The organism is Streptomyces sp. NPDC020299 (genome assembly GCF_044387825.1).
In the GTDB taxonomy this organism is placed as follows: Bacteria; Actinomycetota; Actinomycetes; order Streptomycetales; family Streptomycetaceae; genus Streptomyces.
Map to the genome: position 1 here is coordinate 149,032 of NZ_JBIRWL010000007.1, position 22,799 is coordinate 171,830.

Consider the following 22,799-nt stretch of genomic DNA (forward strand, 5'->3'; position numbering starts at 1 on the left):
AGTCCCCACGGGAATATGCCACCCGGTCGAGTGAACGAGTGCTCCAGGAGGGGATGTTGCCGAGTAGCGTCGATCACGCCAACCGCTCGACATGGTTGGCGTGAATCGCACTACAGAGCAACTCGCAACAGGAGTGGACATGGCACTGCTTCAGGGCGCCACCGAGACGTGGACGAAGTCCTCCTATTCCGCCGGGAACGGGGCGTGCGTCGAGGTCAAGTCGCCCGCGACCGCGGAACTCGCCGTACGCGACTCCAAGGTCACCGAGGGCCCCACCCTGGCCTTCCCCGCCGACGCCTGGAACGCCTTCGTGGCCTCGGTCAAGGCGTAGGGGGCCTCCCTCGTCCTCGCCCCACCCGACTCCCCGCAACCACAACTCCACAAGCACCACCCAGAGCCCTCTCGACCAGCCCGCCGTCCTTGCCGAGAGGGCTCTCCTCTGCCCTAGGCCGTTCCCTGGGCCATCAGGCCAGCTGCGCCTCGACCGCCGCGACGATCTCGGCCGACTCCGGCTCGGTCTGCGGGGAGAAGCGGGCGGCGACCCGGCCGTCCCGTCCGATGAGGAACTTCTCGAAGTTCCAGCGGATGTCCCCGGTGTGCCCCTCGGCGTCGGCGAAGCCGACCAGGCGGTCGTAGAGGGGGTGCCGGCCCTCGCCGTTCACCTCGGCCTTCTCGGTCAGCGGGAAGGTGACGCCGTACGTCGCGGAGCAGAACTCGGCGATCTCCTCGGCGCTGCCGGGCTCCTGCCCGAGGAACTGGTTGCAGGGCACCCCGAGCACGGTGAAGCCCTGCTCGGCGTAGCGCTCGTGGAGGCGCTCGAGGCCGGTGTACTGCGGGGTCAGCCCGCACTTGGAGGCCACGTTCACGATGAGTACGGCCTTGCCCGCGTACTGGGAGAGGTCCGCGGAGCCGCCCTGGAGGGCGCCGATCTCGGTGTCCAGTACGGAGCCGTTGTGGTCAGTAGTCGTCATAAGCGGATGCTAGCTCCGGTAGGTGTCGGGCCGGTGACCGGTTCCCCCGGGGTCGCGCTCCCCGCCCGCTTCCCCCGGGGCCGCGCTCCCGCCCGCCTCCATCAGCACCTGCCCCGCCGCCGTGCGCGCGTACAGCACCGACCTCCCCGCCCGCCGGCGCTCCACAAGCCCCGCCTCCCGCAGCACCTTCAGATGGCGCCCCACCGACCCGAGCCCCTGCCCGGTCACCGCGGTCAGCTGGGTGGTGGACAGGGGGGAGTCGAGCAGCACCAGCACCTCGGCCCGGGCCGCGCCGAGCAGCGCGCCGAGGCTGCGGGGCACCGCCCGGCCGCTTCCGCCGGCGAGCGCGCCGGCGCACGGGTAGACGATCGCGTACCGGGTGCCCTCCTCCCACGACACCCAGTTGTGCCGTTGGGGTGTCACCGGCACGAACAGCAGTTCGGCACCGGAGATCTCGCGGGGCGGGTACTCGTGCAGGTTCACCTGGAGCCGGCTGTCCCCGAGCCACCGGGTCCGTCCGGGCCGCAGCGAGTCCAGCACCGCCGCCCAGCCGCCCCGGCTCACCTGCGCGGTCCGCGCGACCACGTCCGCCTCCAGGATCCGCCGGCGCCGGTCCCAGTACGGCCGTACGGCCTCGGTCCACACGTACGCCAGCAGCGTGGCCGCCCGTTCGGGCAGGTCGTCCCGGTCCAGGGCGTCCGGGAGCGGCCCGGCGAGGGAGGTCCTCAGGTGGGCGCGCGCCCGGTCCGGGTCGGCGGCGCGGACCCGGGCGGCGGTCTGCGCGAAGGCCTCCCCGTCCCGGGGCGTCGGCGTGAGGAAGTCGGCGATCCAGTTCCGGCCCAGGCCCGCCCGTATCAGCAGCGCGGTGACCGGGTCGGCGGCCAGCCGCGCCCGGTACGCGGGCAGGTGTGCGCGCAGCCAGTCCCGCTCCCCGGGGTGCGCGGCCACTCCCGCGTGCAGCAGTTCCAGGCACGCGAAGGTCTCCACGTACGGCGAGAGCAGGAACCGGCTGCGGGCGAGCGTGTCGGCGTTGAGCTGCCACCAGCCCATGGGCACCTCCGGAGGTTTCGCGTGGGCGCGAAACAATAACGCCCGGCGGCGGGGCCTCACAGACTCCCCGCATGACTTCCCGCCCGACTCCCGGTACGACTGCCCCTACGGCTCCGCGCAGCTATCGACACCTGTTCCGCACGCCCGAGTTCACCCCGCTGTTCGTGTCCTCCGCCGCGCAGACCGCCGCCCAGACGGTGGGCGGTCTGGCGCTCGGCACGCTGGTGTTACGGACGACGGGTTCGCCGCTGCTGTCCGCCGTCAGCATGTTCGGCCCCTCCCTGGCGCAGGTGCTGGGCGCGACCCTGCTCCTGTCGGGCGCGGACCGGCTGCCGCCGAGGGCGGCGATGACGGGCCTCCCCCTGGCGTTCGCCGCCTGCACCGCGCTCCTGGCGCTGCCCGGGCTGCCCGTGGCGGCGGTCTTCGCCGTCCTGCTCGCCCAGGGACTGGTCGCCTCGCTCGGCGGCGGAGTGCGCTGGGGCCTGCTGAACGAGATCCTGGCCAAGGACGGCTACCTGCTGGGGCGTTCGGTGTTCAACATGATGAGCGGCATCGCCCAGATCACCGGGTACGCGACCGGCGGCGTCCTCGTGGCCGCGCTGTCCCCGCGCGTGACGCTGCTGACGTCGGCGGCCCTGTACCTGGCCGCGGCCCTCGGGGCCCGCCTGGGCCTGACCCGGCGCCCGCCCCGGGCCGCCGGCCGCCCCTCCGTCGCCGCGACCTGGCGCACCAACGCCCAGCTGTGGTCGGCCCGTCCACGCCGGCTGGTCTATCTGGGCCTGTGGATCCCCAACGGCCTGGTGGTGGGCTGCGAGTCCCTCTTCGTCTCCTACGATCCCGACGCCGCCGGCACGCTCTTCGCCTGCGCCGCGCTGGGGATGCTGGTGGGGGACGTGGCCGTGGGCCGGCTGCTGCCGCCCGGCGTGCGGGCGCGGCTGGCCGTACCGCTGCTGTTGCTGCTGGCGGCGCCGTACCTGGTCTTCTTCGGCCACCCGCCCCTGCCGCTCGCCGCGGCCCTGGCCGCCGTCGCCTCCGTCGGCTTCGGGGCGAGCCTGGTGCAGCAGGAGCGCCTGATGGCCCTGACCCCGGACGAGCTCAGCGGGCACGCCCTCGGGCTGCACTCGGCGGGCATGCTGACGATGCAGGGCGTGAGCGCCTCGCTGGCGGGCTCGGTGGCACAACTCACCTCGCCCGCCACGGCGATGACGGTCATGGCCCTCGCCTCGACCGCGGTGACGCTGACGCTGGCTACGGCTGCTCGGCGAGAGGCACCGGAGCGGCTGCAGCCGGCGTAGCGGGCGGGACCGGCTTGGCGGGCGGGATCGCGGGAGCCTCCTCGGCCGCCGCGGGAACCGCCGGGGTTGCCGCAGCCGCCGGGCCGGCCGGGCCCGTCGCAGCCGCCGGGGCCGCCGGGGTCGCGAACTGCTGGGCCGCCTTGTCGAAGTAGCGCAGCAGCTCCACCGGGAAGGGCATCACCAGCGTCGAGTTCTTCTCGGCGGCGACCTCCACGACGGTCTGCAGCAGGCGCAGCTGCATGGCCTCCGGGGTGTCGGACATGATCCGGGAGGCGTTGGCCAGCTGCTGCGCGGCCTGGAACTCACCGTCCGCGGTGATGACCCGCGCCCGCCGCTCCCGCTCGGCCTCGGCCTGCCGGGACATGGACCGCTTCAGCGACTCCGGCAGCTGTACGTCCTTGATCTCCACGCGGTCGATGTGGATGCCCCACTGGGCGGCCGGGCTGTCGATCATCAGCGCGAGACCCTCGTGCAGCCGCTCCCGGTCGGAGAGCAGGTCGTCCAGGTCGCTCTTGCCGATGATGGACCGCAGGGAGGACTGGGCGACCTGCCCGACGGCGAAGACGTAGTCCTGCACCTCGATGGCGGCCCGCAGCGGGTCCGTCACCCGGAAGTAGACGACCGCGTCGACCTTCACCGACACGTTGTCCTTGGTGATGCCCTCCTGCGAGGCCACCGGCATGGTCACCACCTGCACGTTCACCTTCCGCATCCGGTCGACGAACGGGATCAGGAAGGTGACGCCCGGATGCCGGTACTCCGGCAGCGCCTTGCCCATGCGGAACACGACCCCGCGTTCGACCTGGTTGACCACCCGCATCCCACTGCGCAGTACCAACAGCGCCAGCGCGGCCAGGGCCACGACTGCGACGACGGTGCCTTCCATGGCACTCCACTCCCTCTGCTGACTCGACAGTTCGAGACACGGATGAGGACACCGGCCGGGGGGCCGTTGGATGCGCGGGAGGTGTCAGGAATACGTAAAGAAGCCGGCGGGCCGACGGGGCCGCACTCCGACCAGGCACACTTGGCGCGTGCCCTGTGCCTGCTGGCCTACGACCCCTGGGGGGGGAGGAACCGGAGCAGGTGTACGTCTCCCTCGCGGACGGTGCCTTCCATGGTCAGCCCCTGTGGCCCGACTCGGCAACCAGTATCGAGGCCGCCGTCTTCGCCGTGGCCGAAGCCGCCCAGGACACCGTCATCGAGTGCCTCTGGCAGGTCTGGCCGGTCTGCCCCGTCCACCACTTGGGGATGCACGTGGGGCAGGGCTCCGACGGCCCGGCATGGTGGTGCGCGGGCGGCCCCGCCCCGCAGGAACCGGACCACGCGCGAGCGGCCGTCGGCGCACTGGACACCCTCCAGCGACCCCACCGGCCGAACCGGAAGCGCCGCGGGAGGGGCCGGTAACCGTGCACCCCGTGGGTGCCGGTTTCGGGGCCGGTGTCAGGACGGCTTGGCCGACGACACCGCGGTGACCGTCACCTTGTTGTCGCACTCGGCGAACTGCCCGTCGTCCAGGGCTACTTGGTGCGATCCCGAGCCCGGCAAGCCGACCACCAGCGTGGGGTACACCACGGGGTCCGCGCCGGACTCGCAAGAGCCGTCGGCCTCGCCCTGGACCTGTACGAAGGTGAGCTTCACCCAGGCCTTGCCGCCCGGGGACACCCGCACCGGCGACGCCGACCCCGTGGCTGTCACGGACAGCGGGGAGTTGTGCTCAGGGGAGCCGTTGCCGGCCCCCGCAACCGACGGATGGCCCTTGAGGACGCACGGGTGACTCGAGACGTTGGTGAACTCGACGATCGCCGCTCCGGTCCCGGTGCCGTCCGGGCGATCGGCGGCCTGGTACGCGGCGGCCTCGACGCTGCTCGCCGTACAGCTCTTCACGGCTCCGCCCGACGAACCGGTCCCCGAGCCGGACCCCGACCCGGTCCCTGATCCGGTCCCTGATCCGGTCCCTGATCCGGAGGAGACGCTCGCCGCCGGAACGACCGGGACGGCGGAGCCCGACGAACCGGAAGGAGCCCCTGAAGGGGTCTCGGAAGGAGCGGCCGACGCGCTCGACGTGCCCGCCGCGCTCGCGGCGCCGGACGGCGACCCGCCGGCCTTCGCGCCGCCCCCGCCGGCCTGGCACCCGGCCACCATCACGGCGGCCGAGGCCGCGACCATCGCCAGCACGGTCTTGCGGATGCCATCGCTGTACTGCATGTCGTCCCCCGAATGCGGATCGCACAGGGCACCGGCCCGCGCCGGCACCTGCCCTTGCAGACAGACCGGCCGGGCACGGGGGTTCTTCCGGCCGACGACCTGTGACACGGCGGTGACGAGATCCGAGCAGGATCACCGCGGCATCATCGCGGCGACGTCAGCCGAGGCACACCACGAGCAGGCAGAGCTCCGGCGACGAGGGCGTTGCCGGGGAGGGGGTCGCCTGAGGCGTTCCCGGGTCCGTGCCGTTGCCGGAGGCGGGCGCGGAGGTCTGCTGGGACGAGGTGCCGGTGTGACCGGCGGCCGCTCCGCCGGAGGACGCGGAGCCGGCGTGCTGCTGCGGGGCGGGTGTCGCCGCCGCATGGGTCGCCGGAGTCGTCGAAGCCGGGTGGGCCGTACGCGGCAGGGAACCGGCGCTCGGCAGGGTGGAGGTGCTACGGAGCGGGGCGGCGGCGGACTGCCCCTGCTGCAGTTCGGTCGCGTGCGACTGGCCGGAACGGGCGGGCGAGGACCGCTGGGTGTCGGGCCGGGCCGCCCCCGAGCGGGTGTCCGGTGTCGTCGGCTCGTCCGCGGCGGGCGAGGTCGGGATGCTCGGCGTATCCGGCGCCGTGGCGGCCTGCGCCCGGTCGGGGGAGTGCCGGTCCATCGCGGAGACGGTCAGGCCGCCTCCGACGAGCGCGACGGCGGTCGCGACCAGGGCCCGGCGCTGGGTCTTCTTCCAGCGGGCCATCTTGCGCCGCCGTGCCGCCCGCCCTGGTGGCGCGGGCGGCACGTCCTGAAGTCCGGCCGACGGGTCGGTCCGCGGTGCCTCGTCCATGGCCTCCCACGGCACGGCCTCCCACGCCGCGGTCCCCGTCGCCGCCTCGGCGGTGCGGGCCGGGGCGGTGGGGGCCGGGGCGGGGCGGGTGTCGGCGGTGAGGGCGGCGATGTCGGCGGCGAGGGCTGGGGCGTAGGCACCGCACCCCGGACACATCAGGGCGCCGTTCAGATGCCGACGGCACGAGGAGCAGTAGTCCATCTGTCTGCGGTCTTCCTGAGTTGACGTGCTGTCTTCCCAGCGGGCCGCGAACGGGTCACGTTCACACGTGGGATCGGATGTCCAGCACGCTAACGAGTCATTCGAAAGACTGTGTGCAGTCTGTGTGACGCTCCTGCGAGGATCCCCTGGGTATCACCTTGGGTATCACCGTGGGCATCACCGGCCGGCACCGACGCCGGAGCCGGTGCCGGCGCCACGCGTGAACGGTTCGAAGGCGTGGCTGAAGTACCAGGTGTCCTGGGCGATGCCCGAGCAGGAGTTGGCGCCGGCGGTGCCCACGCAGCCGCCGTTGTCGCGCTGGAGTGCCCAGAAGGAGAGGGTGTTGATGCCCTTGGCGACCGCCCACTTCTTCACCGTGACGGCGTCCTGCGTGGTGAAGGTCTCCTCGGGGCCGTAGTCGTCGATGCCGGGCATCTCGGTGACGCCGACCATGCTCCACAGCTTCGCGGGGCTCTTCTTCGGGTAGAGCGCGGCCAGTTGGCCGTGCAGCCCGGCGGCGGCCGTCTCGGTGTCGGCGGCCATGTCGTGGGTGGCGCCGTCCCAGTAGTCGAACGTCATGATGTTGACGACGTCCACGCGCGCGCCGTTGTCGACGGCGTTCCTCAGCAGTGCCACACCGCTGGGCGCGAGCCCGGTGTTCGTCGTCGGCAGGGTGTAGGAGAACTGCACGCGGTGGCCGGTGTGCCGGGCCCAGTGCTGGACCTCGGCGATGGCCTTGTTGCGGCGGTCGATCCCGGCGGAGTTGTTGATGGAGTCGGCCTCGACGTCGAGGTCGATCCGGGTGACGCCGTACGTCGTGACGAGACTCTCGTACACCTTGGCGATGGCGTCCACGCTGGTGCAGCTGTCGGCCAGTTCGGTGCCGGTGGTGTCGGCGCTGTAGCCGCCGAAGGACGGGATGACGTTGCCGCCGCGCGCCTGGATCGCGGCGATGTCGCTGCCGAAGCTCGCCCGCGAGACCGGCTGTGCGGGCGCACCGTTCCAGTACGCCGTGCACGAGCCCGCGGTGTCCGTCTGGAGGAACGCCATCGTGAGGTACTTGTTCCCCGACGCGGCGGCGAGCGCGGCCGGGCTCTCCCCGGTCCAGGTCTCGACATACGGCGCCGCGACGTGCGCGGGCATGGGCTTGGGCGCGGCGTGATGCGAGGGCGCGGCGGCCTGCGCGGCGACCGCCCCACCGCCCCCGAGGGCGACGAGCCCGGCGGACAGGGCGGTGACGGTCGCACAGGACAGCAGTGCACGAAGAGAACCAGGTCGTCTCATGGACGCTCCCATGGTGGAAGGGGCAACCGGGGCGCGCCCATCTTTGGACTAGACCAATAGACTGTCAAGGTTCTTTACAGTTAACTGACCGGAGCGAGCCGGCCTTCACGACCGGGTGGCGGTCCCGCACCCCGCGTCGCCGGCCCCCCGCGTGCGCTCGTCCATTGACTCGCTGCGGTCGTACGGGTCCACCTTGCGGCCGTCGTGGGGGTCCTGGGTCGCGCGGTCGGCGCCGAACTTGGGGGTGAAGTAACCGCCGGTGAAGGTGTCGCAGCCGCCGTTGGTGGTGTCCACCTTGTAGGAGAGCAGGGAGAACGTCCCCGGTGCGGTGACCACCTTCGCCGGGTCGTCCCAGCTCATCACGATCTCGCGGCGCACGATGGTCCGCTCGACCTCGTCGCTGCCCGCCGCGGCGCGTACGACCGGATAGACGTACGTGACATCGGTGGTCACCTCGACCGCACCGCGCTTGCCCTCCCGGTACGTGACCCGCCCCCGGGTCTTGACCACGTTCCCGACGAGCCGCACCTTCGCCTTCTGGAACCGGCTGAACAGCAGCAGCGGATCGTTCTCCTTGCTGGGCGAGCGGAACGCGGCCGACAGGTAGTCCTGGACGTCCTGCTGATGCGGATTGATCAACGCGATGGCCTTCCGCGGCCGTTCCCCGCCCAGCACCCCGGCATCCAGACTGGATTCCGCAAGGAAGTCCCGGGTCCGGTCGAGCGCCTGCGCGACCCGTGCCTTGCTCATCCAGCCGGTCGCCCGGGCGGCAGGCATACCGATGCCTGCCGTCCCATCACTCCACCGCGCCGCGGGTGAACCCCTGAACGGCTGCTTCAGCGTGGGCTGTTGGGCTGCCGACTCGGTCGGCGGTGCCTGACTCGGACGTTCCGACTCGACGGCGAGCGGCGCACCGTCGCCGCCTCCGTCTCCACCGCCGAACCACCCGGCCACCCGCCCCGGAGCCAGCGCCACCACCAGCAGACCGGCCGCGGCCACCAGCCCGACCGCGTACCAGCCCTTGCCCCGGCGCCGCCGGGCCGGCCGGTGAGCCCGCCACCCCTCCGGACTGCCGGACTCCTCCTGCAACCGCCGAGCCACCATCCGAGCCCGCGCCGACGGCTCCTCGGGCGCACCCTGAGTCCCGGCCTCGGCCTCCCTCAGAAAGCGCTCCCACTCCTCGTCCGGTATGGACGACCCGCCCTTGCCCACGGTGGCTCAGCCCCTCCCCTGCACCCGGTCCCTCCCCAGGGCCGGTCATCGTCCGTGCATCATCACACAGCCCAACTCGGCACGGACGGCCGCCGATCGCCGGCGCCTAGTCGACGCCCACCGGACCGTCGTCCGACTTCCTCCCCTTGCCGGTGGGCAGCTGGAGCAAGCCGTTGCCACCGCTGCTCCCGCCCTCCCCGGAGCGGCGGCCGTCGCGGTTGCCGTCGCGGTCGCCGTCGGCCCGGTTGCCGTCGGAGTCCTGGCCGCCCAGGTTCTGCCGGACCGAGTCGAGGATCGTCAGACCCTGGGACACCAGGCCGGCGGCGATCTCGCCGAGACCGTCCGCGCCGTTGAGGACGTTGACGTTGGCGCCGGCGAGGCCGCCGGCGGCCTCCTTGACGATCTGCGGGAGCTGGTCGATCAGCATCCGGTCGAGCGCGACCCGGTCGTACGAGGCAGCCGCCTCCGCCTGGATCTTCATCCGCTGCGCCTCGGCGGCCGCGAGGATCCTGACCCGCTCGGCCTCGGCCTCGGCGGGCTTCACGACCTCGGCCACCAGCTGCTGCTGGCGCAGCTTGGCCTGGCGCTGGGCCAGCTCCGTCTGGGCGGCGAGCACCTCCTGCTGGGCGTGTGCCTGCGCCAGCGGTCCGGCCTGCGCGGCCTGCGCCTGGGCGCGGTCCACCTCGGCCGAGTACTCGGCCTTGACGATGGCGGTCTGCCGGCCGTACTCGGCCTGCTTGCGGGCCGCCGCCTGCTCCGCCTCGACCGCGGCCTGGGTGGCCTGCGCCTGGGCGATCTGAGCCTGCCGCTGGATGGCCGCCTTGTGCGGCGCGGACATCGCGTCGATGTACCCGGTGTCGCCGTCGTCGATGGACTGGATCTGCAGCGAGTCGACGATCAGGCCGATCTTCGCCATCTCCGTCTTCGAGGTGTCCAGGACCTCCGCGGCGAGCTTCTGCCGCTCGGTGACGATCTCCTCGACCGTCATCGAGCCGATGATGGCCCGCAGGTGCCCGGCGAAGATCCGGCCGGTGAGCACCGACATCTGCTCCTGGTCGGAGAGGAAACGCTGGCCCGCGTTGATGATGCTCTCGTGGTCGTTGCCGACCTTGAAGGCGATGACCGCGCGGACGTGCAACGAGATGCCCTGCTTGGTCACACAGGTCTCGGTGACCTCGGACTCACACATGGACAGGGTGAGGAACCGGACCTTCCGAAAGACCGGCAGCACGAACTTCCCGTGCCCCGTGACCACTCGGAACGGCGCGCCCCCCAGTCCCCGCCTGCCCCCCGAGATCAACATCGCCTCGTCGGGAGCGGGTACGCGGTATCCGAACATTCCTGTTACTCCTCAGCCGGCCTCGGCGGCATCCCCGCCGAGCGCGTCCAATGGATCCACCCACTCGATGACGCCGACCTCGCGGCATCCCCGTGATTCGATCACGAGCACCGTGGCGCCCGCGGGCAGGGGCTCCTCCGACCAGGCGAGGAAGGTCTCGGAGCCGCCTCTGACCCGTACCAGTACTTCGCCGGGACCCGTGGAACCGCGCGTTCCGATGAGCACCTTCCCCGTGCAGCCGATCACGGCCTCGTCCTGCGGCATCACCGGCCGTCCTCCTCGTCCTGGCCCCGTGATTCCGACGATAGACCCAGTCCGTCCGGGACCCAATGGCCAGGGGGCCGCGACGAGCACGAGCTCGCGCCCGCCGCTCGACGGACGGTCGACCGCGTTCCGCACCGCGATCGCCTCCGCCCCCAGCCTCGACGCGCAGGTGCGTCCAGGTCGCTCTTGAATGCCAGGTACTTTGTAATGCAAAGTTATCGCCCGGCGGGCGGCCTTCTGGCGGTCCGCTCCGAGCGCCGCCGAGGCGCCAAGGCGCCAACAGCAAGGGGGACAGATGAGAACATCCGCACCGAGCAGCGCGGAATCGGAACCGAGGGCGGCCGCGGCTGCCTTGTTGGCTGCGACGGAAGGCCTCCGGACCAAGACCCGTACGCAGACGAACGGCGCATGGATTCCTCTCCTCGGCTTCGGACTTCTCGCGCTGGCGGCCGTCCCGATCGCCCGGTACGCCTTCAACTTCGGGGCCCACGGACGCTCTGTCGGGTCCTATCCGGCCTTCGCCTACGCCGAGCTGACCGGCCTGTGCGTCGTCCACGAACCGGGAACCGCCTGTCTGAAGGGCGAGTTCGACGGCGCCGTACTGCGCTTCGCGGCCTGGGGCGTGTGGTTCGCGCTCCTCCCCCTCGCATGGTTCGCCTTCGCTCGCTGGTACCGCCTGCGTGGCGAGGCCCGGGGTATCGTCCCGCGGCGCGGCATGTGGGTCCGCGTGACCGTCATATCCACCACAGTGATCACGACAGCCCTGATGGCGCTGCTGTTCGGCAAGGAGCAGCCGTGGGAGGCCGTGCTGCTGGAGAACAGCTACGCCTCCCCGTGGTACCTGGTCGGCATCGGCCTCCTGGCCCTCGGCATAACCGAACGCAGTTGGCTCGCCGCGGCGGCCGGCACAGCTCACGCCGTGCTGCTCACGGGATACCTGGGAGCTTCCTGGGGCAGCGGCTGGCTCCCTTGGCAACACCCCGCCCAACCGGGCTGGACCGACGGACCGCAGGTCAAGGCCCTTCTGCTCGCCGCCATCCTGCTCCTCGCCGGTCTGTGCGAGTGGATGGCGGTCCGCCGCCGGGCTGCGCCTGTCGCAGGTGCGGGTACGGTCCTGTCATGAGCGTCGAAGGCTCGACCGCCGCGCGGGACGACCAGGAGGAACCGCATCCGACCCAGGCGCTGGACGACACCGTCCACCAGCGGGTGCGGCTCGGCGTCCTCACCGTCGCCCGCGAAGCCGACCGGGTCGAGTTCGGCTTTTTGAAAAAGCAACTGGCCGTCACCGACGGAAATCTCTCCCGGCACCTGAAGGTGCTGGAGGAGTCCGGAATGATCACCGTGGAGAAGGGCTACGCCGGTCGACGCCCCCGAACATGGGTAACTCTCACCCGGCAAGGCGCGCAGGCCCTGGACGCCGAACTCCATGCCCTACGCGCACTCGTGCTGCGCCTTGAGGCTCCCCGTCCCCTACCCGGCGCACCCGATACGTGATCACCGCTCCAGGAGTTCGATCCGAGCTGGCTCCAGTTGCTCCCGTCGACTGGTGAAGAGTCCTGCGTACGGTGCCGGCGTGCCGGTCACCAGGAGGTGTGGGACCGCGACTGTTGGGTCTGCTGCTGAACAGGGAAGTCGGCGCCGGCAGCGGGCGGTGCGACCGCTGCCCGCTCCTGTTCGTCGTTGCTGAGCATCATGTCGGGGTCGAACATGACGATCGTGGCGGCGACCAGGAGGACCACGAGCGGGCCGGCGAGCATGACGAGGAGGAACGACAGCAGGTGGGTGGAGGACTGTGCCGAGGCGGCGTGGCCGGTGAGGTGTACGGAGACCGCAGCCATGCCGGTGTAGTGCATGCCGGTCACGGCCACCCCCATGACGAGACTCGAGCCCAGGCTGGACCACAGGGTGTGGATGGAGACGGCCGCCCACAGGGCCGCCGTGGCGGCCGCGACGGCGATCACGACGGACAGCGCCACCGTCACCGTGTCGAAGTGCAGGGTGCCGTTGGTGTGGATGGCGGCCATGCCGAGGTAGTGCATGGCCGCCACCCCGAGACCGGTGACCGTGCCGGCCACCGCCAGGTTCGCCGGTGTACCGCCGCGGTAGCCGACGAGAAACACACCGACGGCGACGAAGGCGATCGCGACCGCGAGGCTGAGGAGGGTCCTCGCCGGGTCGTAGTCGACCAGGGCGCCCTGGACGCTGAAGCCGATCATGGCGATGAAGTGCATGGTCCAGATGCCGCAGCCGATCGATACGGCGCCCAGCGCCAGCCAACCGGCCCTGCGGAGCGGGCGCCGTAGCGACCGGGTCGTGCACCGCAGTCCGAGGGCCGCCCCGAGGCAGGCCATCAGATAGGCGGCCACGGGAGTCGCCGCGCCGTAGTAGAAGTTCGAGACGGTGGCGGTCATGGAGGAATCCCTTCACGTACGGGATGACAGGTCGCACCACGGACGCGACGTGTCGGCGCGGCGAACCGCCCACTCCCGTCCGTGCCGCGCGTGCGCAGCGGCTCGGCCCGGCGGGCATGACCCGACGTGGCAGCACTGCTCAGGGCGCAGCACACGGGGAGCCAGTCGATCAGATCAAGCCACCTGGCCGAGCCGTGCAAGATTCAACCACACGGTGCGCACACAGTCTTCACATCACGCAATCGTTCGCTGAATCGATACTTCGCCCTCTTCACCCCAAAACCCATGCGGAGCGCCCATTTTGGCCGACGCCGGTGTCCCGACGGGGGACCTGGCCCTGGTCCTGGTCCTGTACAGCCGCATTCCAGCGGATCCGTGAGCCGTTGGGGCGTCACACCCGTGAACAATGCCATTTGAGTCGCTCTCAGAGTGCGGGCCGTCGTGTCGTCAACCTCGTCCTCCGGTGCGCCGCACATCTCAGCTGCAAGGCCGCGACGTCCTTGGTCCTGGCTACCGGCCAGGTAAGGCCGCAGTTCCTGGGGGTGCTCTGCCTGGGCCAGCGCCTCGATCGAGGCGGCCCACACGGTTTCCCGTGCCGGAGACGGTAGCCAATCCCTCAACACCGGCAAGATTTATACGAGCGTATTAGACAATCGTATTGCGCGTGCGCCCAAGCGTGGCGTACGTTCTCTCTGTCGCAACCGCGCGACCCAGCAACAAGGTTCGGCCGCCCCGGCCGCCCGCTGATCGCCCTGCACGGGCACTTCGGCGCGGCCAGGGTGAGGGTCTGGGGCACGGCACGGGGTTTCACCACCGCCGACACCTCTGAAAACGTTCTGAAACGGCGATGAATGGCAGGTCGGCCACGCTCTGAGGCATGGCGACGACGGCTCCGCGAGGGGCATGGCTCGGGAGGGGAGCACCATGAACGGCCTGCGACTGATCCGCCGTCACGCGGCGGCCTTCGTACGCTTCGCCGGGATGGGCGGTGGGGTCACCCTGACTGCCTCGGCGGCCCTGGTCCTGCTCTCGCAGTGGATTCCGTGGATGGCGGCGAACGTGCTGACCACCATCGTTTCCACCGTGGCCGCCACAGAGCTGCATGCCCGTGTCTCGTTCCGCCACGGACGGCCCGGCCTGGCCGGCCACCTCAAGAGCGCGACCACCATGGCTGTCGGCTGGCTGGTCACGTCCGCCGCGGTCGGCGTGCTCGCCGCGCTCCGGCCCGGCGCCGGACTCGTCCTGCAGCAGACGGTGTACCTGTCGGCCACCGCGCTCGTCGGGATCGGCCGCTATCTCGTACTGCGTCTGTCCGTGTTCGCGGAGCGCGCCCCGCGGCCGCGAACGGGCGGCGGCGTCCGGTTGCGGGCCGCGTACGACGCGGCGGCGTGAGGTCCGGCGGGGAAGGCACTGCGGAGCCTGGTCCGAGGAGGACAAGGCGAAGCTGCTGGAGTCGCTCGAGGAGGGCGCGAACCGGCCGGACACGCGAACCGGCTGGACGCGCGGGCCGGCAACCTCCTCGACATGCCCCGGCTGCGGACCGGCATCGTGCGGCCAACCGGCCCGTGCGATCGCCCTCGACGAGGCGGTGCCCGGGGCGCTCGCACTGATGGCCGAGGGCAGCGTGAGCCCGGATATCCCGTTGCCGCTGCGGATCCTGGCCGAGCCGCCCAGCGAGCCCTTCCACCTGACACAGATGACGCGCTGACCAGCCCATTTCACCGCGATGCCGATGGACGGCGGTCAGTGAAACCACGCTGAAAGGTCGCTGAACGCGGCGCCCCGCAGACTCCGGGGCATGACGACAACGACCCCCGCATCCGCCATCGCAGCCACGGGGCTGCGGAAGTCCTTCGGGGACAAGCTGGTCCTCGACGGCATCGACCTGCACGTGCCCACGGGCACGATCTTCTCCCTTCTCGGCCCGAACGGCGCCGGCAAGACCACCGCCGTCAAGATCCTCTCCACCCTCATCACCGCCGACGCCGGCGACATCCGCGTCGGCGGCCACGACATCTCCGTAGATCCGCAGGCGGTACGCGCCGCGATCGGCGTCACCGGACAGTTCTCCGCCGTGGACGGCCTGATCACCGGCGAGGAGAACATGCTCCTCATGGCGGACCTGCACCACCTCTCCAAGAACGAGGGACGGCGGGTCGCCGCCGAACTGCTGGAGCGCTTCGATCTCACCGAGGCGGCGAAGAAGCCCGCCTCCACCTACTCCGGCGGCATGAAGCGCCGCCTCGACCTCGCCATGACCCTGGTCGGCAGCCCGCGGATCATCTTCCTCGACGAGCCGACCACCGGCCTCGACCCGCGCAGCCGCCACAACATGTGGCAGATCATCCGCGGGCTCGTCTCCGACGGCGTCACCGTCTTCCTCACCACGCAGTACCTGGAGGAGGCCGACGAACTCGCCGACCGGATCGCCGTGCTCAACGACGGGAAGATCGCCGCCGAGGGCACCGCCGAGGAGCTCAAGCGGCTCATCCCGGGCGGGCACGTACGACTCCGCTTCTCCGACCCGGCCGCGTACCAGAGCGCCGCCCGCGAGCTGCGCGAGGTCACCCGGGACGACGAGGCGCTGGCGCTGCAGATCCCCAGCGGCGGCAGCCAGCGCGAACTGCGCTCCATCCTCGACTGGCTGGACTCGGCGGGCATCGAGGCGGACGAGCTGACCGTGCACACCCCCGACCTCGACGACGTGTTCTTCGCCCTGACCGGCCCGGCCAACGTCCCCAACCAGTCCAACCAGTCCAACCAGCCCAACCAGCCCAAGGAGAACGTCCGATGAGCACCCCCCTGGCTCCCGCCCGCCCGACCCGGATCTCCCTCGCCGTGCGCGACTCGAACACGATGCTGCGCCGCAATCTGCTGCACGCGTGGCGCTACCCGTCCGCGACCCTGAACCTGCTGCTCACGCCGATCATGATGCTGCTGCTCTTCGTCTACATCTTCGGCGACACGATGAGCCGGGGCATCGGTGGCGGCGGCGCGGACCGCTCCGACTACATCGCCTACATCGTCCCGGGCATCCTGCTGATGACCGTCGGCAGCACCGTGGTCGGGGCCGCGGTGTACATGTCCATGGACATGACCGAGGGGCTCATCGCCCGCTTCCGCACGATGGCGATCTACCGGGCGTCTCTGCTCGTCGGGCACGTCGTCGGCGGCGTGCTGCAGTGCCTGATGAGCGTCGTCCTCGTGGGCGCCGTCGGCGTCGCCATCGGCTTCCGCTCCACGAACGCCACGGCCCTGGAGTGGCTGGCCGCGTTCGGGCTGATCGCGCTGTTCGCCCTGGCGCTCACCTGGATCGCGGTCGGGATGGGCATGGCCAGCCCGAACCCCGAGGCGGCCGGCAACATGGCCATGCCGCTGATCCTGCTGCCGCTCATCTCCAGCGCCTTCATCCCGGTCGACACGATGCCGGGCTGGTTCCAGCCGATCGCCGAGTACCAGCCGTTCACGCCGGCCATCGAGACCCTGCGCGGCCTGCTGCTCGGCACCGAGATCGGCAACAGCGGGTGGATCGCGATCGCCTGGTGCGTCGGCCTGACCGCGCTCGGCTACCGATGGTCGACGGCGCAGTTCAACCGCGACCCGAAATGAGTGCGCGGGTTGCCTCCCACAACCCGTTCCACTCCAGGGCGGCGTACTCCGACACCGCGTCGGCGTACGCCGCCCCGTCGGCCTCCTCGGCGGCCCGCCGGGCACGGTCGGCGGACATCGCGGGGAACGTCTGCGGTACGTGCATCCGCTCCGCCAGTGCCAGCAGCCGCACCGCCGAGGTGTCGCCCGAGGTCTCGCCCGTGGTCAGCCGGACCAGACCGAGGGCCAGCACGTCGACGCCGGACCCCGGGTTCTCCCCGGCCGGGCGGGAGCCGTCGGCGAGCAGCGTGCGCAGCCGGTCCTCCAGCTCGGCCACCAGGCCGGCGACCGGCTCCAGCCGCCCGGCGTACGCGTGAGCGGCCACCGCGTAGGCTTCGATCGCCCGCGTCCACATGTCCATGGTGGGGTCGACGGGCGGTGAATCGCCCCCGCGCAGCCGCTCCACGGCCGTCCGCCACCGCTTGAGACCCAGCTCGGTCAGCCCGCGGGCCAGCGCGATCTCGGCCCAGGCGGCCAGGTCGGTCGCGACGGCCGAGGTCTGCTCCGCCGGCTGGCTCTGCTCCACGCGCCGCAGCCACTCCTCGGCCTCGTCCGGCTCACCGCGCTGCAGGCAGGCCAGTGCCAGACCCCGGTGCAGGCCCGTCGTGGGCGACTGGTCACTCAGGTGCTCCAAGGCGTCCAGCGCCGCCAGCAGATGCCGGTATGCCTCCTCGCCGAGACCGGCGTCCGCGCACAGCTCGCTGCAGCGGGAGTGGCCGAGCAGCTTGAGCGACGGATTGGGCACGGCGTCGACCGCGGTGAGCAGCCGGCGAGCGGAGGACAGCGCACGCTCCGGCTGGTGCTCGTACGCCCAGAGATAGCTGGCCACGCACTCGGCGATGCCCGCCAGCAAGGGCGCGTCACTCGCGCACAGTTCGTGCAGCGCTTCGTAGCCGGGCGGGCGCATGTCCGGAAGGGCGCACAGTACGACGGCCAGCGCCCGCAGCAGGGTGTCCGGCTCCGCGGGCGGCAGCCGACGCAGGGTGACGAGATGGCGCGGCAGGAGCGGGCCGTTTCCCATGAACGGGGCGGCGGTACAGATGGTGCTGAGGGTGCGGGTGACCTCGGTGTGCCGGGCGTCGGGGCGGTAGTGCGACAGCGGCGCCGCGGTGTCGGCGGCCAGGGCGAAGACCCGGTGGAAGTTCGTCGAGTCTATGAACCAGGTGCCGGCCAGTACCGCGCCGGCCGCCGCGGTGGTGGCGTGGTCCTGGCGGGCGAGGGCATACCGCAGGGCGAGCACGAGGTTGTCCTGCTCCGCGCGCAGCCGCGCCCAGTGCCGCAGCGGCTCGGGGCCGGCCATCACGTCGTGGTTGGCCAGTCCGAAGTCCCGTGCCCAGCCGAGGAACCGGTCGGTGACGGAGTCCTCCTCCCCGGCGGCCGCCCGCCGGGCGGCGCTGAACTCCCGCACCGTCTCCAGCATGCGGAAGCGGATCCCGGCCGCGGTGTCGGCGGCCTTCAGCAGCGACTGGTCCACCAGCTGCTCCAGCAGGTACAGCGCGCCGCCGCTGTCACCCAGCAGCCGATCGGCCGCCTCTTCGGTGAAGCCGCCGGGGAAGACCGACAGCGCCCGCAGCGCCGCCCGCGCGTCCTCCTCCAGCAGGTTCCAGCTCCACTCCACGACCGCGTGCAGGGTGCGGTGCCGCTCGGGTGCGTCCCGGGCCCCGCCGCGCAGCAGCGCGAACCGGTCGCCGAGGCGGCGGCCGATCTCGGGCACGGACAGCACCCGCACCCGCGCCGCCGCCAACTCCACCGCGAGCGGCAGCCCGTCCAGATGCCGGCACAGCGCCGCGACCGCGACGGGCGGCAGCTCGACATCGGGGCGCGAGGCCCGCGCCCGCTGCTCGAAGAGCTCGACCGAGGTGGCCGGGCTCAGCTGCGGCAGCTGGTACACCGCTTCCGAACTCAGCCCCAGCGGTGCCCTGCTGGTGACCAGCACCCGCAGATCCCTGGACCGTGCCACCAGCTCCCGTACCAGGTCGGCGGCGCCCCGGACGACCTGCTCGCAGTTGTCCAGCACCAGCAGCGCGGGTCCGGCGCCGAGGGCGGCGACGATTCCGGCGGGCACATCCGCCCCGCCGCCGTACGCCCCGACGCCCCCGCGTGGCGCCGCCCCGCCGCCGAGCGCCGACGCCACCTCGCCGGCCACGTCCTCGTCCGCACGGACTCCGGCCAGCGAGACGAAGTGCACCACCCGCTGCTCCGCCTGTCGGCTGACGGCGTACGCGAGCCGCGTCTTGCCCAGCCCACCGGGACCGACGATCGAGACCAGCCGAGAGGAGTGCAGCAGCCCGCCCACCGCCGCGAGATCCTCGTCCCGCCCCAGCAGCGGATTCGGATCGTGCGGCACCCCGTACCGGACCACGGGGGCCTCGACCCGCAGCAACTCCTGGTGCACGGCCTTCAGCCCGGCGCCCGGATCGGTGCCGAGATCGTCGCGGAGCTCGCGCCGGTACGCGTCGTAGCGGGCGAGCGCCGCCGAGGGCCCGGCCGTGGCCGCCTCGGCGCGCAGCAACTCGGCCAGTACTTCCTCATCGCGCGGCGCCCCGGCGAACACCTCGGCCAGCGGCGCCAGCGCCTCGGCCCGTCGCCCCAGCCGGGCGAGCGCGAGCGCCCGGGAGCGTACGAGGGAGCCGTACCGTGGCGCCCGCTCGGCCCGCAACTCCGCGACCGGGTCGCCCGGCACGGCCTCGGCGTCCGGAGCCGCGTCCCAGAAGGCGAGGCCCTCCTCCGCACTCGCCAGGGCGGCGGCATGATCTCCGGCCCGGATGTGCCGTGCGCTCGCCTCGGCGCACCACACCACCACCGAACTGTCGACCTGCTCCTCACCCAGCACCAGCCGGTAGCCGGTCGGGGTACTGACCACGACATCGGCCCCGAGCTGCGAGCGGGCCCGAGAGACCAGAATCCGCAGCGCGTTGGCCGGGTTGGCCGGCAACTCGTCCCCCCACAGCCCGTCCACCAGCCTCGCGGCGCTGCAACCGGACCGCAGCTCACCTGCCAGCAGCGCGAGCAGCCCGCGCAGCCGGGGCGCGGTGATCTCCCGCCCGCGATAGGCCACACGCGACAGGAGCGTCAACTCGGTCTTCACTCGGTCAGGTTATCGACACCGGCTACTCGGCCGACTGCTCCGACCGTGGCCCGCCGGACGAAGTCGGAGCCGCACGGGCAGCCGTATCAGGCGGGGCCGTGTCAGTGCCTACGTCTATGGTCTCCAACGCGCGGTCGGCTTCCGGGGGTTCCAGCTCTGTAGGGATGGTTTCATCCCCGGCCTGTCCGGGGGCGGCCCGGAGACTCGTCCGGGACCCAACCGACGGTCGGGCTTCGCCGATGGCCACGAGGTGACCTGCCAGCGCCGGCCGCGCACCACCTCTCGCGTGCACGCGCGATGTCTGATGCCAGCTCAGGACATGTCTGTGACAGGGTAATTGAGATTCCCCTCGTACCATGGTGATCAACAGGCGCCCGTCGGCGCCCTCACCCAACGGGAAGAAACCACCATGCGTCTGTTCCACGCCGCCACCGCACTCGCCGCCACGTCCGCGCTGGCCCTGGCGCTCACCGCCTGCGGGAACGGCAGCGGCAACGACGCGTCGGGCGACAAGTCGTCCGCACCGACGTCCTCGTCGTCGGCCACTGCGGCCGGCAGCGCCCCGGCCGAGAACACGGGTTCCACCAAGGACGCGGGCAGCAGCACGGGCGGCGGCGGTACGGGCACCAGCACGGGCAGCGGTGGGACCGGCAGCAGTGGCGGCGGCACCGGCGCCGGCCGCTGCCACACCGCCGGGCTGGGCTTCTCCTTCGGCTCCGGCGACGGCAAGGTCAGCAGCTCGGACGACCAGCAGCAACTGGCCGTGGTGCTGAAGAACAAGACCTCCGCCGCGTGCACCATCCAGGGCTTCCCCGGGGTCGACCTGAAGTCCTCCGGCGGCAGCTGGTCGCTGACCCGCAGCGGTGCGGCGCCCAAGAAGGTCACCCTGGCCGCCGGCGGCACCACCACGTTCACCATCACCTACCTGCCGTGGAACCAGGGCAGCGGCACCGAGTTCAAGGCCACCTCGGTCGTCGTCACCCCGCCCAACGAGACCAGCTCGACCACCCTGGCCTGGCCCGGCGGCAGCGTCCAGCTCCAGGACGGCGCCACGCACCCCGGCACCTACACCGGCCCCGTCGGCGGCTGACGGACGGCGTCCGGGTCTCGCCGCATGCCGTTGACCGGGGAGCGCGGGGCGGACAGGTCGTCGACGAGGACGCGGTCCATCCATGCGGGCAGACCGCTCACGCGTCGCGCACGCAGGGGCCCCGGGGACCCGGGTCAGGTAGCCGAACCGTCGAGGCCGAGGCGGACCACCGCGAGTGCCTCGGCGATCTCGACGGTCATCTCGTCGTCGGGGCCGAACACCATGCACATGTCCTGGTGGAGCGGTTCGAGGACCTGCCGGGCCTCGACGGACCGGCCCTGGGCGAGCAGCAGCATCCCGATGTTGTGCCGTAGCTCCACGGCTTCCTCGCTCACGTCGCTGTCGACGGCCCGTACGACGTTCAGCACGCCCTGGAGCGCGGCGAGCGCGTCGGTGACCTGGCCGAGTTCGGCACGGCACCGGGCCGCCTGGGCGCGGCAGGCGCGGGCCTGCTCCCCGGTGGGTCCGGCGATGCGGGCGTACGCGTCGGCGAGGGCGTCGAACTCGGGCAGGGCTGCCCGGTAGTCGCCGCCGAGGAGGCGGATCGCCGCCCGCTGGCGGCGCAGCGCCAGGACCTGCTTGCTCTCGGAGCCGAGGGCGAGGGCCGCGGGTTCGATGACCTCGCCGAGCACCTCGGCCGCCTGCGCGAACCGCTCCTCCGCCAGCAGGGCGTCGGAGCGGGCGTACGCCTCCTTGATGTCCTCGCGCAGCCGGGCGGGGACGGGCACCGGCTGGGCCCCCGGGAGGACGGCTGTCGGCGTCGAACCACCGGGTGCGGGGGCCTGGGCGCGGGCGCGGGGCGCGAACGGATGGCGGAACACGCTCGTCGGGTCGGGTGCGCCGGCCGGTCCGGCATCGGCTGCGTCCGCTTCTCCGCCCGGCGGCGGGAGGAACGGCAGGAGCCGCGCGTACACCTCCTGCGTGTCGGCGGGCCGCGCCTCGGGCGCCTTGCGCAGCAGGTGCAGGACCAGCTCCTCCAGCGCCTCGGGGACATCGGGCCGCAGCTGTCGCAGCGGGGTGGGAGCGGCGTTGACGTGCTGGTACATCAGCAGGTACTCGCTCTCCGCCTCGAACGCGAGGCGCCCGCTGAGGAGTTCGTGCAGCACACAGCCCAGCGCGTACAGGTCGGTCCGCGGGGTGATGCGTCCGCCGCGGACCTGCTCGGGCGACATGTACTGGTGGGTGCCGATGGGGCTGCCGGTGGCGGTCAGTTTGGTGACGTCGGTGCGCAGGATCGCCGCGATGCCGAAGTCGAGGACCTTCACGGTGCCGTCACGGGCGACGAGGATGTTGCCCGGCTTGAGATCCCGGTGGATGACCGGCACGTCGTGCGCGTACGACAGCACGGTCGCGACCTGCGCGGCGACGGCGGCCGCCCAGCTGACCGGCAGCGGCCGGCCGGGATCGAGGTAGGCGGACAGCGGCACGCCGTCGACGAGCTCCATCACCAGGAACAGCCGCTCGTACGACGCGTCGAGCACCGCGTCGTACACCTGCGGCACGCCGGGGTGCTGGATCCGCGCGGTGATGCGGGCCTCGCGGCGGAAGCGCTTGGCGAACTCCTCGGCCAGCTGCGGGGAGGTGACCGACGCCTGCCGGACGAGCTTCACGGCGACGGGCCGGTCGAGCACGGCGTCGTAGCCGCGCCACACGTCGCCCATGCCGCCGTGGCTGAGTTCCTCCAGGAGTTCGTAACGGTCGGAGATCGCCTCCTGCGGCACCTTGCCCCCGGTGTGCGTGATGAACAGTCACGGTCAGGGGTCAAGTGTGACCGCTGCGTTGATCTGCCGTCCAGGTGTCGGGGTGCGAATGGGCTTGGGTGTGGTGGTGGATGGCGGGCAGGAGGGATGCGGCGGCCGGTGCCGACTACCGTCGATGGTAGATTGTGAGAAAGTTGGAAAGTTGGAAAGGCGAAGAGTCG

Annotated in this window: 21 protein-coding genes; 9 read left to right on the plus strand and 12 right to left on the minus strand. The window is 71.8% G+C overall.

Translation table 11 applies throughout. The features are described 5' to 3' along the window. Positions 1-139: 139 nt before the first annotated feature. Positions 140-331 (plus strand): DUF397 domain-containing protein, encoded by a 192-nt coding sequence (locus ACH45E_RS19655; RefSeq protein WP_361443038.1) that lies wholly within the window; start codon positions 140-142, stop codon positions 329-331. Between the two features lie 133 nt (positions 332-464). Here the strand turns inward: ACH45E_RS19655 and ACH45E_RS19660 are convergent, their stop codons facing one another. Further along, a complete protein-coding gene (locus tag ACH45E_RS19660) occupies positions 465-971 on the minus strand; it encodes a glutathione peroxidase (RefSeq protein WP_361443041.1) in 507 nt (168 codons plus the stop codon). A gap of 9 nt (positions 972-980) precedes the next feature. Beyond that, a complete protein-coding gene (locus tag ACH45E_RS19665; RefSeq protein WP_361443044.1) occupies positions 981-2,021 on the minus strand; it encodes a winged helix-turn-helix domain-containing protein in 1,041 nt (346 codons plus the stop codon). 71 nt (positions 2,022-2,092) lie between these two features. On the opposite strand from ACH45E_RS19665, the gene ACH45E_RS19670 reads away from it, so the two are divergent. Then, on the plus strand, positions 2,093-3,316 hold the full coding sequence (locus ACH45E_RS19670; RefSeq protein WP_361443047.1) for an MFS transporter: 1,224 nt from the start codon (positions 2,093-2,095) through the stop codon (positions 3,314-3,316). Here the strand turns inward: ACH45E_RS19670 and ACH45E_RS19675 are convergent. Beyond that, complete coding sequence (locus ACH45E_RS19675; protein ID WP_361443050.1) at positions 3,270-4,202, minus strand: slipin family protein; 933 nt, start codon at positions 4,200-4,202, stop codon at positions 3,270-3,272. The two genes, ACH45E_RS19670 and ACH45E_RS19675, sit on opposite strands and share 47 nt — an antisense overlap. 200 nt (positions 4,203-4,402) lie before the next feature. Between ACH45E_RS19675 and ACH45E_RS19680 the strand changes: the two genes are divergently transcribed. Next, complete coding sequence (locus ACH45E_RS19680; protein WP_361443052.1) at positions 4,403-4,723, plus strand: hypothetical protein; 321 nt, start codon at positions 4,403-4,405, stop codon at positions 4,721-4,723. 36 nt (positions 4,724-4,759) lie between these two features. Here the strand turns inward: ACH45E_RS19680 and ACH45E_RS19685 are convergent, their stop codons facing one another. From ACH45E_RS19685 to ACH45E_RS19710, 6 genes are all read right to left on the minus strand, one after another. Continuing rightward, on the minus strand, positions 4,760-5,524 hold the full coding sequence (locus ACH45E_RS19685) for a DUF4232 domain-containing protein (RefSeq protein WP_361443055.1): 765 nt from the start codon (positions 5,522-5,524) through the stop codon (positions 4,760-4,762). 157 nt (positions 5,525-5,681) lie between these two features. Beyond that, positions 5,682-6,542: a hypothetical protein gene (locus ACH45E_RS19690; RefSeq protein WP_361443058.1), complete on the minus strand. Its 861-nt coding sequence runs from the start codon at positions 6,540-6,542 to the stop codon at positions 5,682-5,684. A gap of 177 nt (positions 6,543-6,719) precedes the next feature. Next, positions 6,720-7,826 (minus strand): chitinase, encoded by a 1,107-nt coding sequence (locus ACH45E_RS19695; RefSeq protein ID WP_361443060.1) that lies wholly within the window; start codon positions 7,824-7,826, stop codon positions 6,720-6,722. Between the two features lie 105 nt (positions 7,827-7,931). Further along, positions 7,932-9,038, minus strand: a complete 1,107-nt coding sequence (locus tag ACH45E_RS19700; RefSeq protein ID WP_361443063.1) for a hypothetical protein — start codon at positions 9,036-9,038, stop codon at positions 7,932-7,934. A 106-nt stretch (positions 9,039-9,144) separates the two neighbouring features. Then, entirely contained in the window at positions 9,145-10,377 is a 1,233-nt protein-coding gene (locus ACH45E_RS19705; protein WP_361443066.1) for an SPFH domain-containing protein, read from the minus strand. Between the two features lie 12 nt (positions 10,378-10,389). Continuing rightward, a complete protein-coding gene (locus ACH45E_RS19710) occupies positions 10,390-10,641 on the minus strand; it encodes a hypothetical protein (RefSeq protein ID WP_361443069.1) in 252 nt (83 codons plus the stop codon). A 355-nt stretch (positions 10,642-10,996) separates the two neighbouring features. On the opposite strand from ACH45E_RS19710, the gene ACH45E_RS19715 reads away from it, so the two are divergent. After that, positions 10,997-11,764 (plus strand): hypothetical protein, encoded by a 768-nt coding sequence (locus tag ACH45E_RS19715; RefSeq protein WP_361443072.1) that lies wholly within the window; start codon positions 10,997-10,999, stop codon positions 11,762-11,764. Next, entirely contained in the window at positions 11,761-12,135 is a 375-nt protein-coding gene (locus ACH45E_RS19720) for a transcriptional regulator (RefSeq protein WP_361443075.1), read from the plus strand. Before ACH45E_RS19715 ends, ACH45E_RS19720 begins: the two co-directional genes overlap by 4 nt. 86 nt (positions 12,136-12,221) lie before the next feature. Here the strand turns inward: ACH45E_RS19720 and ACH45E_RS19725 are convergent, their stop codons facing one another. Then, entirely contained in the window at positions 12,222-13,052 is an 831-nt protein-coding gene (locus tag ACH45E_RS19725) for an MHYT domain-containing protein (protein ID WP_361443078.1), read from the minus strand. Positions 13,053-13,976: 924 nt separating this feature from the next. Here ACH45E_RS19725 and ACH45E_RS19730 point away from each other — a divergent pair. From ACH45E_RS19730 to ACH45E_RS19740, 3 genes are all read left to right on the plus strand, one after another. Beyond that, a complete protein-coding gene (locus tag ACH45E_RS19730) occupies positions 13,977-14,444 on the plus strand; it encodes a GtrA family protein (RefSeq protein WP_361443081.1) in 468 nt (155 codons plus the stop codon). A 406-nt stretch (positions 14,445-14,850) separates the two neighbouring features. Further along, the gene (locus ACH45E_RS19735) at positions 14,851-15,846 is read left to right on the plus strand and encodes an ATP-binding cassette domain-containing protein (RefSeq protein ID WP_361443084.1); all 996 of its coding nucleotides are present in this window, start codon (positions 14,851-14,853) and stop codon (positions 15,844-15,846) included. Beyond that, positions 15,843-16,661, plus strand: coding sequence for an ABC transporter permease (locus ACH45E_RS19740; protein WP_361443087.1), 819 nt, complete (start codon positions 15,843-15,845; stop codon positions 16,659-16,661). The genes ACH45E_RS19735 and ACH45E_RS19740 overlap by 4 nt, the downstream gene beginning before the upstream one ends. Here the strand turns inward: ACH45E_RS19740 and ACH45E_RS19745 are convergent. Further along, positions 16,642-19,788 carry a BTAD domain-containing putative transcriptional regulator gene (locus ACH45E_RS19745; RefSeq protein WP_361443090.1) on the minus strand — a complete coding sequence of 1,049 codons (3,147 nt, stop codon included), beginning with the start codon at positions 19,786-19,788 and terminating at the stop codon, positions 16,642-16,644. The genes ACH45E_RS19740 and ACH45E_RS19745 overlap by 20 nt on opposite strands. A 409-nt stretch (positions 19,789-20,197) precedes the next feature. On the opposite strand from ACH45E_RS19745, the gene ACH45E_RS19750 reads away from it, so the two are divergent. Continuing rightward, positions 20,198-20,878, plus strand: a complete 681-nt coding sequence (locus ACH45E_RS19750; protein ID WP_361443093.1) for a DUF4232 domain-containing protein — start codon at positions 20,198-20,200, stop codon at positions 20,876-20,878. Between the two features lie 134 nt (positions 20,879-21,012). Here the strand turns inward: ACH45E_RS19750 and ACH45E_RS19755 are convergent, their stop codons facing one another. Further along, positions 21,013-22,599: a serine/threonine-protein kinase gene (locus ACH45E_RS19755; protein ID WP_361443096.1), complete on the minus strand. Its 1,587-nt coding sequence runs from the start codon at positions 22,597-22,599 to the stop codon at positions 21,013-21,015. Between the last annotated feature and the right edge of the window lie 200 nt (positions 22,600-22,799).

Excerpts from the sequence above, each read along its gene's own strand:
- ACH45E_RS19655 (WP_361443038.1), top strand. The coding sequence starts at position 140 with ATGGCACTGCTTCAGGGCGCCACCGAGACGTGGACGAAGTCCTCCTAT.
- ACH45E_RS19660 (WP_361443041.1), bottom strand. The coding sequence starts at position 971 with ATGACGACTACTGACCACAACGGCTCCGTACTGGACACCGAGATCGGC.
- ACH45E_RS19665 (WP_361443044.1), bottom strand. The coding sequence starts at position 2,021 with ATGGGCTGGTGGCAGCTCAACGCCGACACGCTCGCCCGCAGCCGGTTC.
- ACH45E_RS19670 (WP_361443047.1), top strand. The coding sequence starts at position 2,093 with ATGACTTCCCGCCCGACTCCCGGTACGACTGCCCCTACGGCTCCGCGC.
- ACH45E_RS19675 (WP_361443050.1), bottom strand. The coding sequence starts at position 4,202 with ATGGAAGGCACCGTCGTCGCAGTCGTGGCCCTGGCCGCGCTGGCGCTG.
- ACH45E_RS19685 (WP_361443055.1), bottom strand. The coding sequence starts at position 5,524 with ATGCAGTACAGCGATGGCATCCGCAAGACCGTGCTGGCGATGGTCGCG.
- ACH45E_RS19690 (WP_361443058.1), bottom strand. The coding sequence starts at position 6,542 with ATGGACTACTGCTCCTCGTGCCGTCGGCATCTGAACGGCGCCCTGATG.
- ACH45E_RS19695 (WP_361443060.1), bottom strand. The coding sequence starts at position 7,826 with ATGAGACGACCTGGTTCTCTTCGTGCACTGCTGTCCTGTGCGACCGTC.
- ACH45E_RS19705 (WP_361443066.1), bottom strand. The coding sequence starts at position 10,377 with ATGTTCGGATACCGCGTACCCGCTCCCGACGAGGCGATGTTGATCTCG.
- ACH45E_RS19710 (WP_361443069.1), bottom strand. The coding sequence starts at position 10,641 with ATGCCGCAGGACGAGGCCGTGATCGGCTGCACGGGGAAGGTGCTCATC.
- ACH45E_RS19720 (WP_361443075.1), top strand. The coding sequence starts at position 11,761 with ATGAGCGTCGAAGGCTCGACCGCCGCGCGGGACGACCAGGAGGAACCG.
- ACH45E_RS19725 (WP_361443078.1), bottom strand. The coding sequence starts at position 13,052 with ATGACCGCCACCGTCTCGAACTTCTACTACGGCGCGGCGACTCCCGTG.
- ACH45E_RS19730 (WP_361443081.1), top strand. The coding sequence starts at position 13,977 with ATGAACGGCCTGCGACTGATCCGCCGTCACGCGGCGGCCTTCGTACGC.
- ACH45E_RS19735 (WP_361443084.1), top strand. The coding sequence starts at position 14,851 with ATGACGACAACGACCCCCGCATCCGCCATCGCAGCCACGGGGCTGCGG.
- ACH45E_RS19740 (WP_361443087.1), top strand. The coding sequence starts at position 15,843 with ATGAGCACCCCCCTGGCTCCCGCCCGCCCGACCCGGATCTCCCTCGCC.
- ACH45E_RS19750 (WP_361443093.1), top strand. The coding sequence starts at position 20,198 with ATGCGTCTGTTCCACGCCGCCACCGCACTCGCCGCCACGTCCGCGCTG.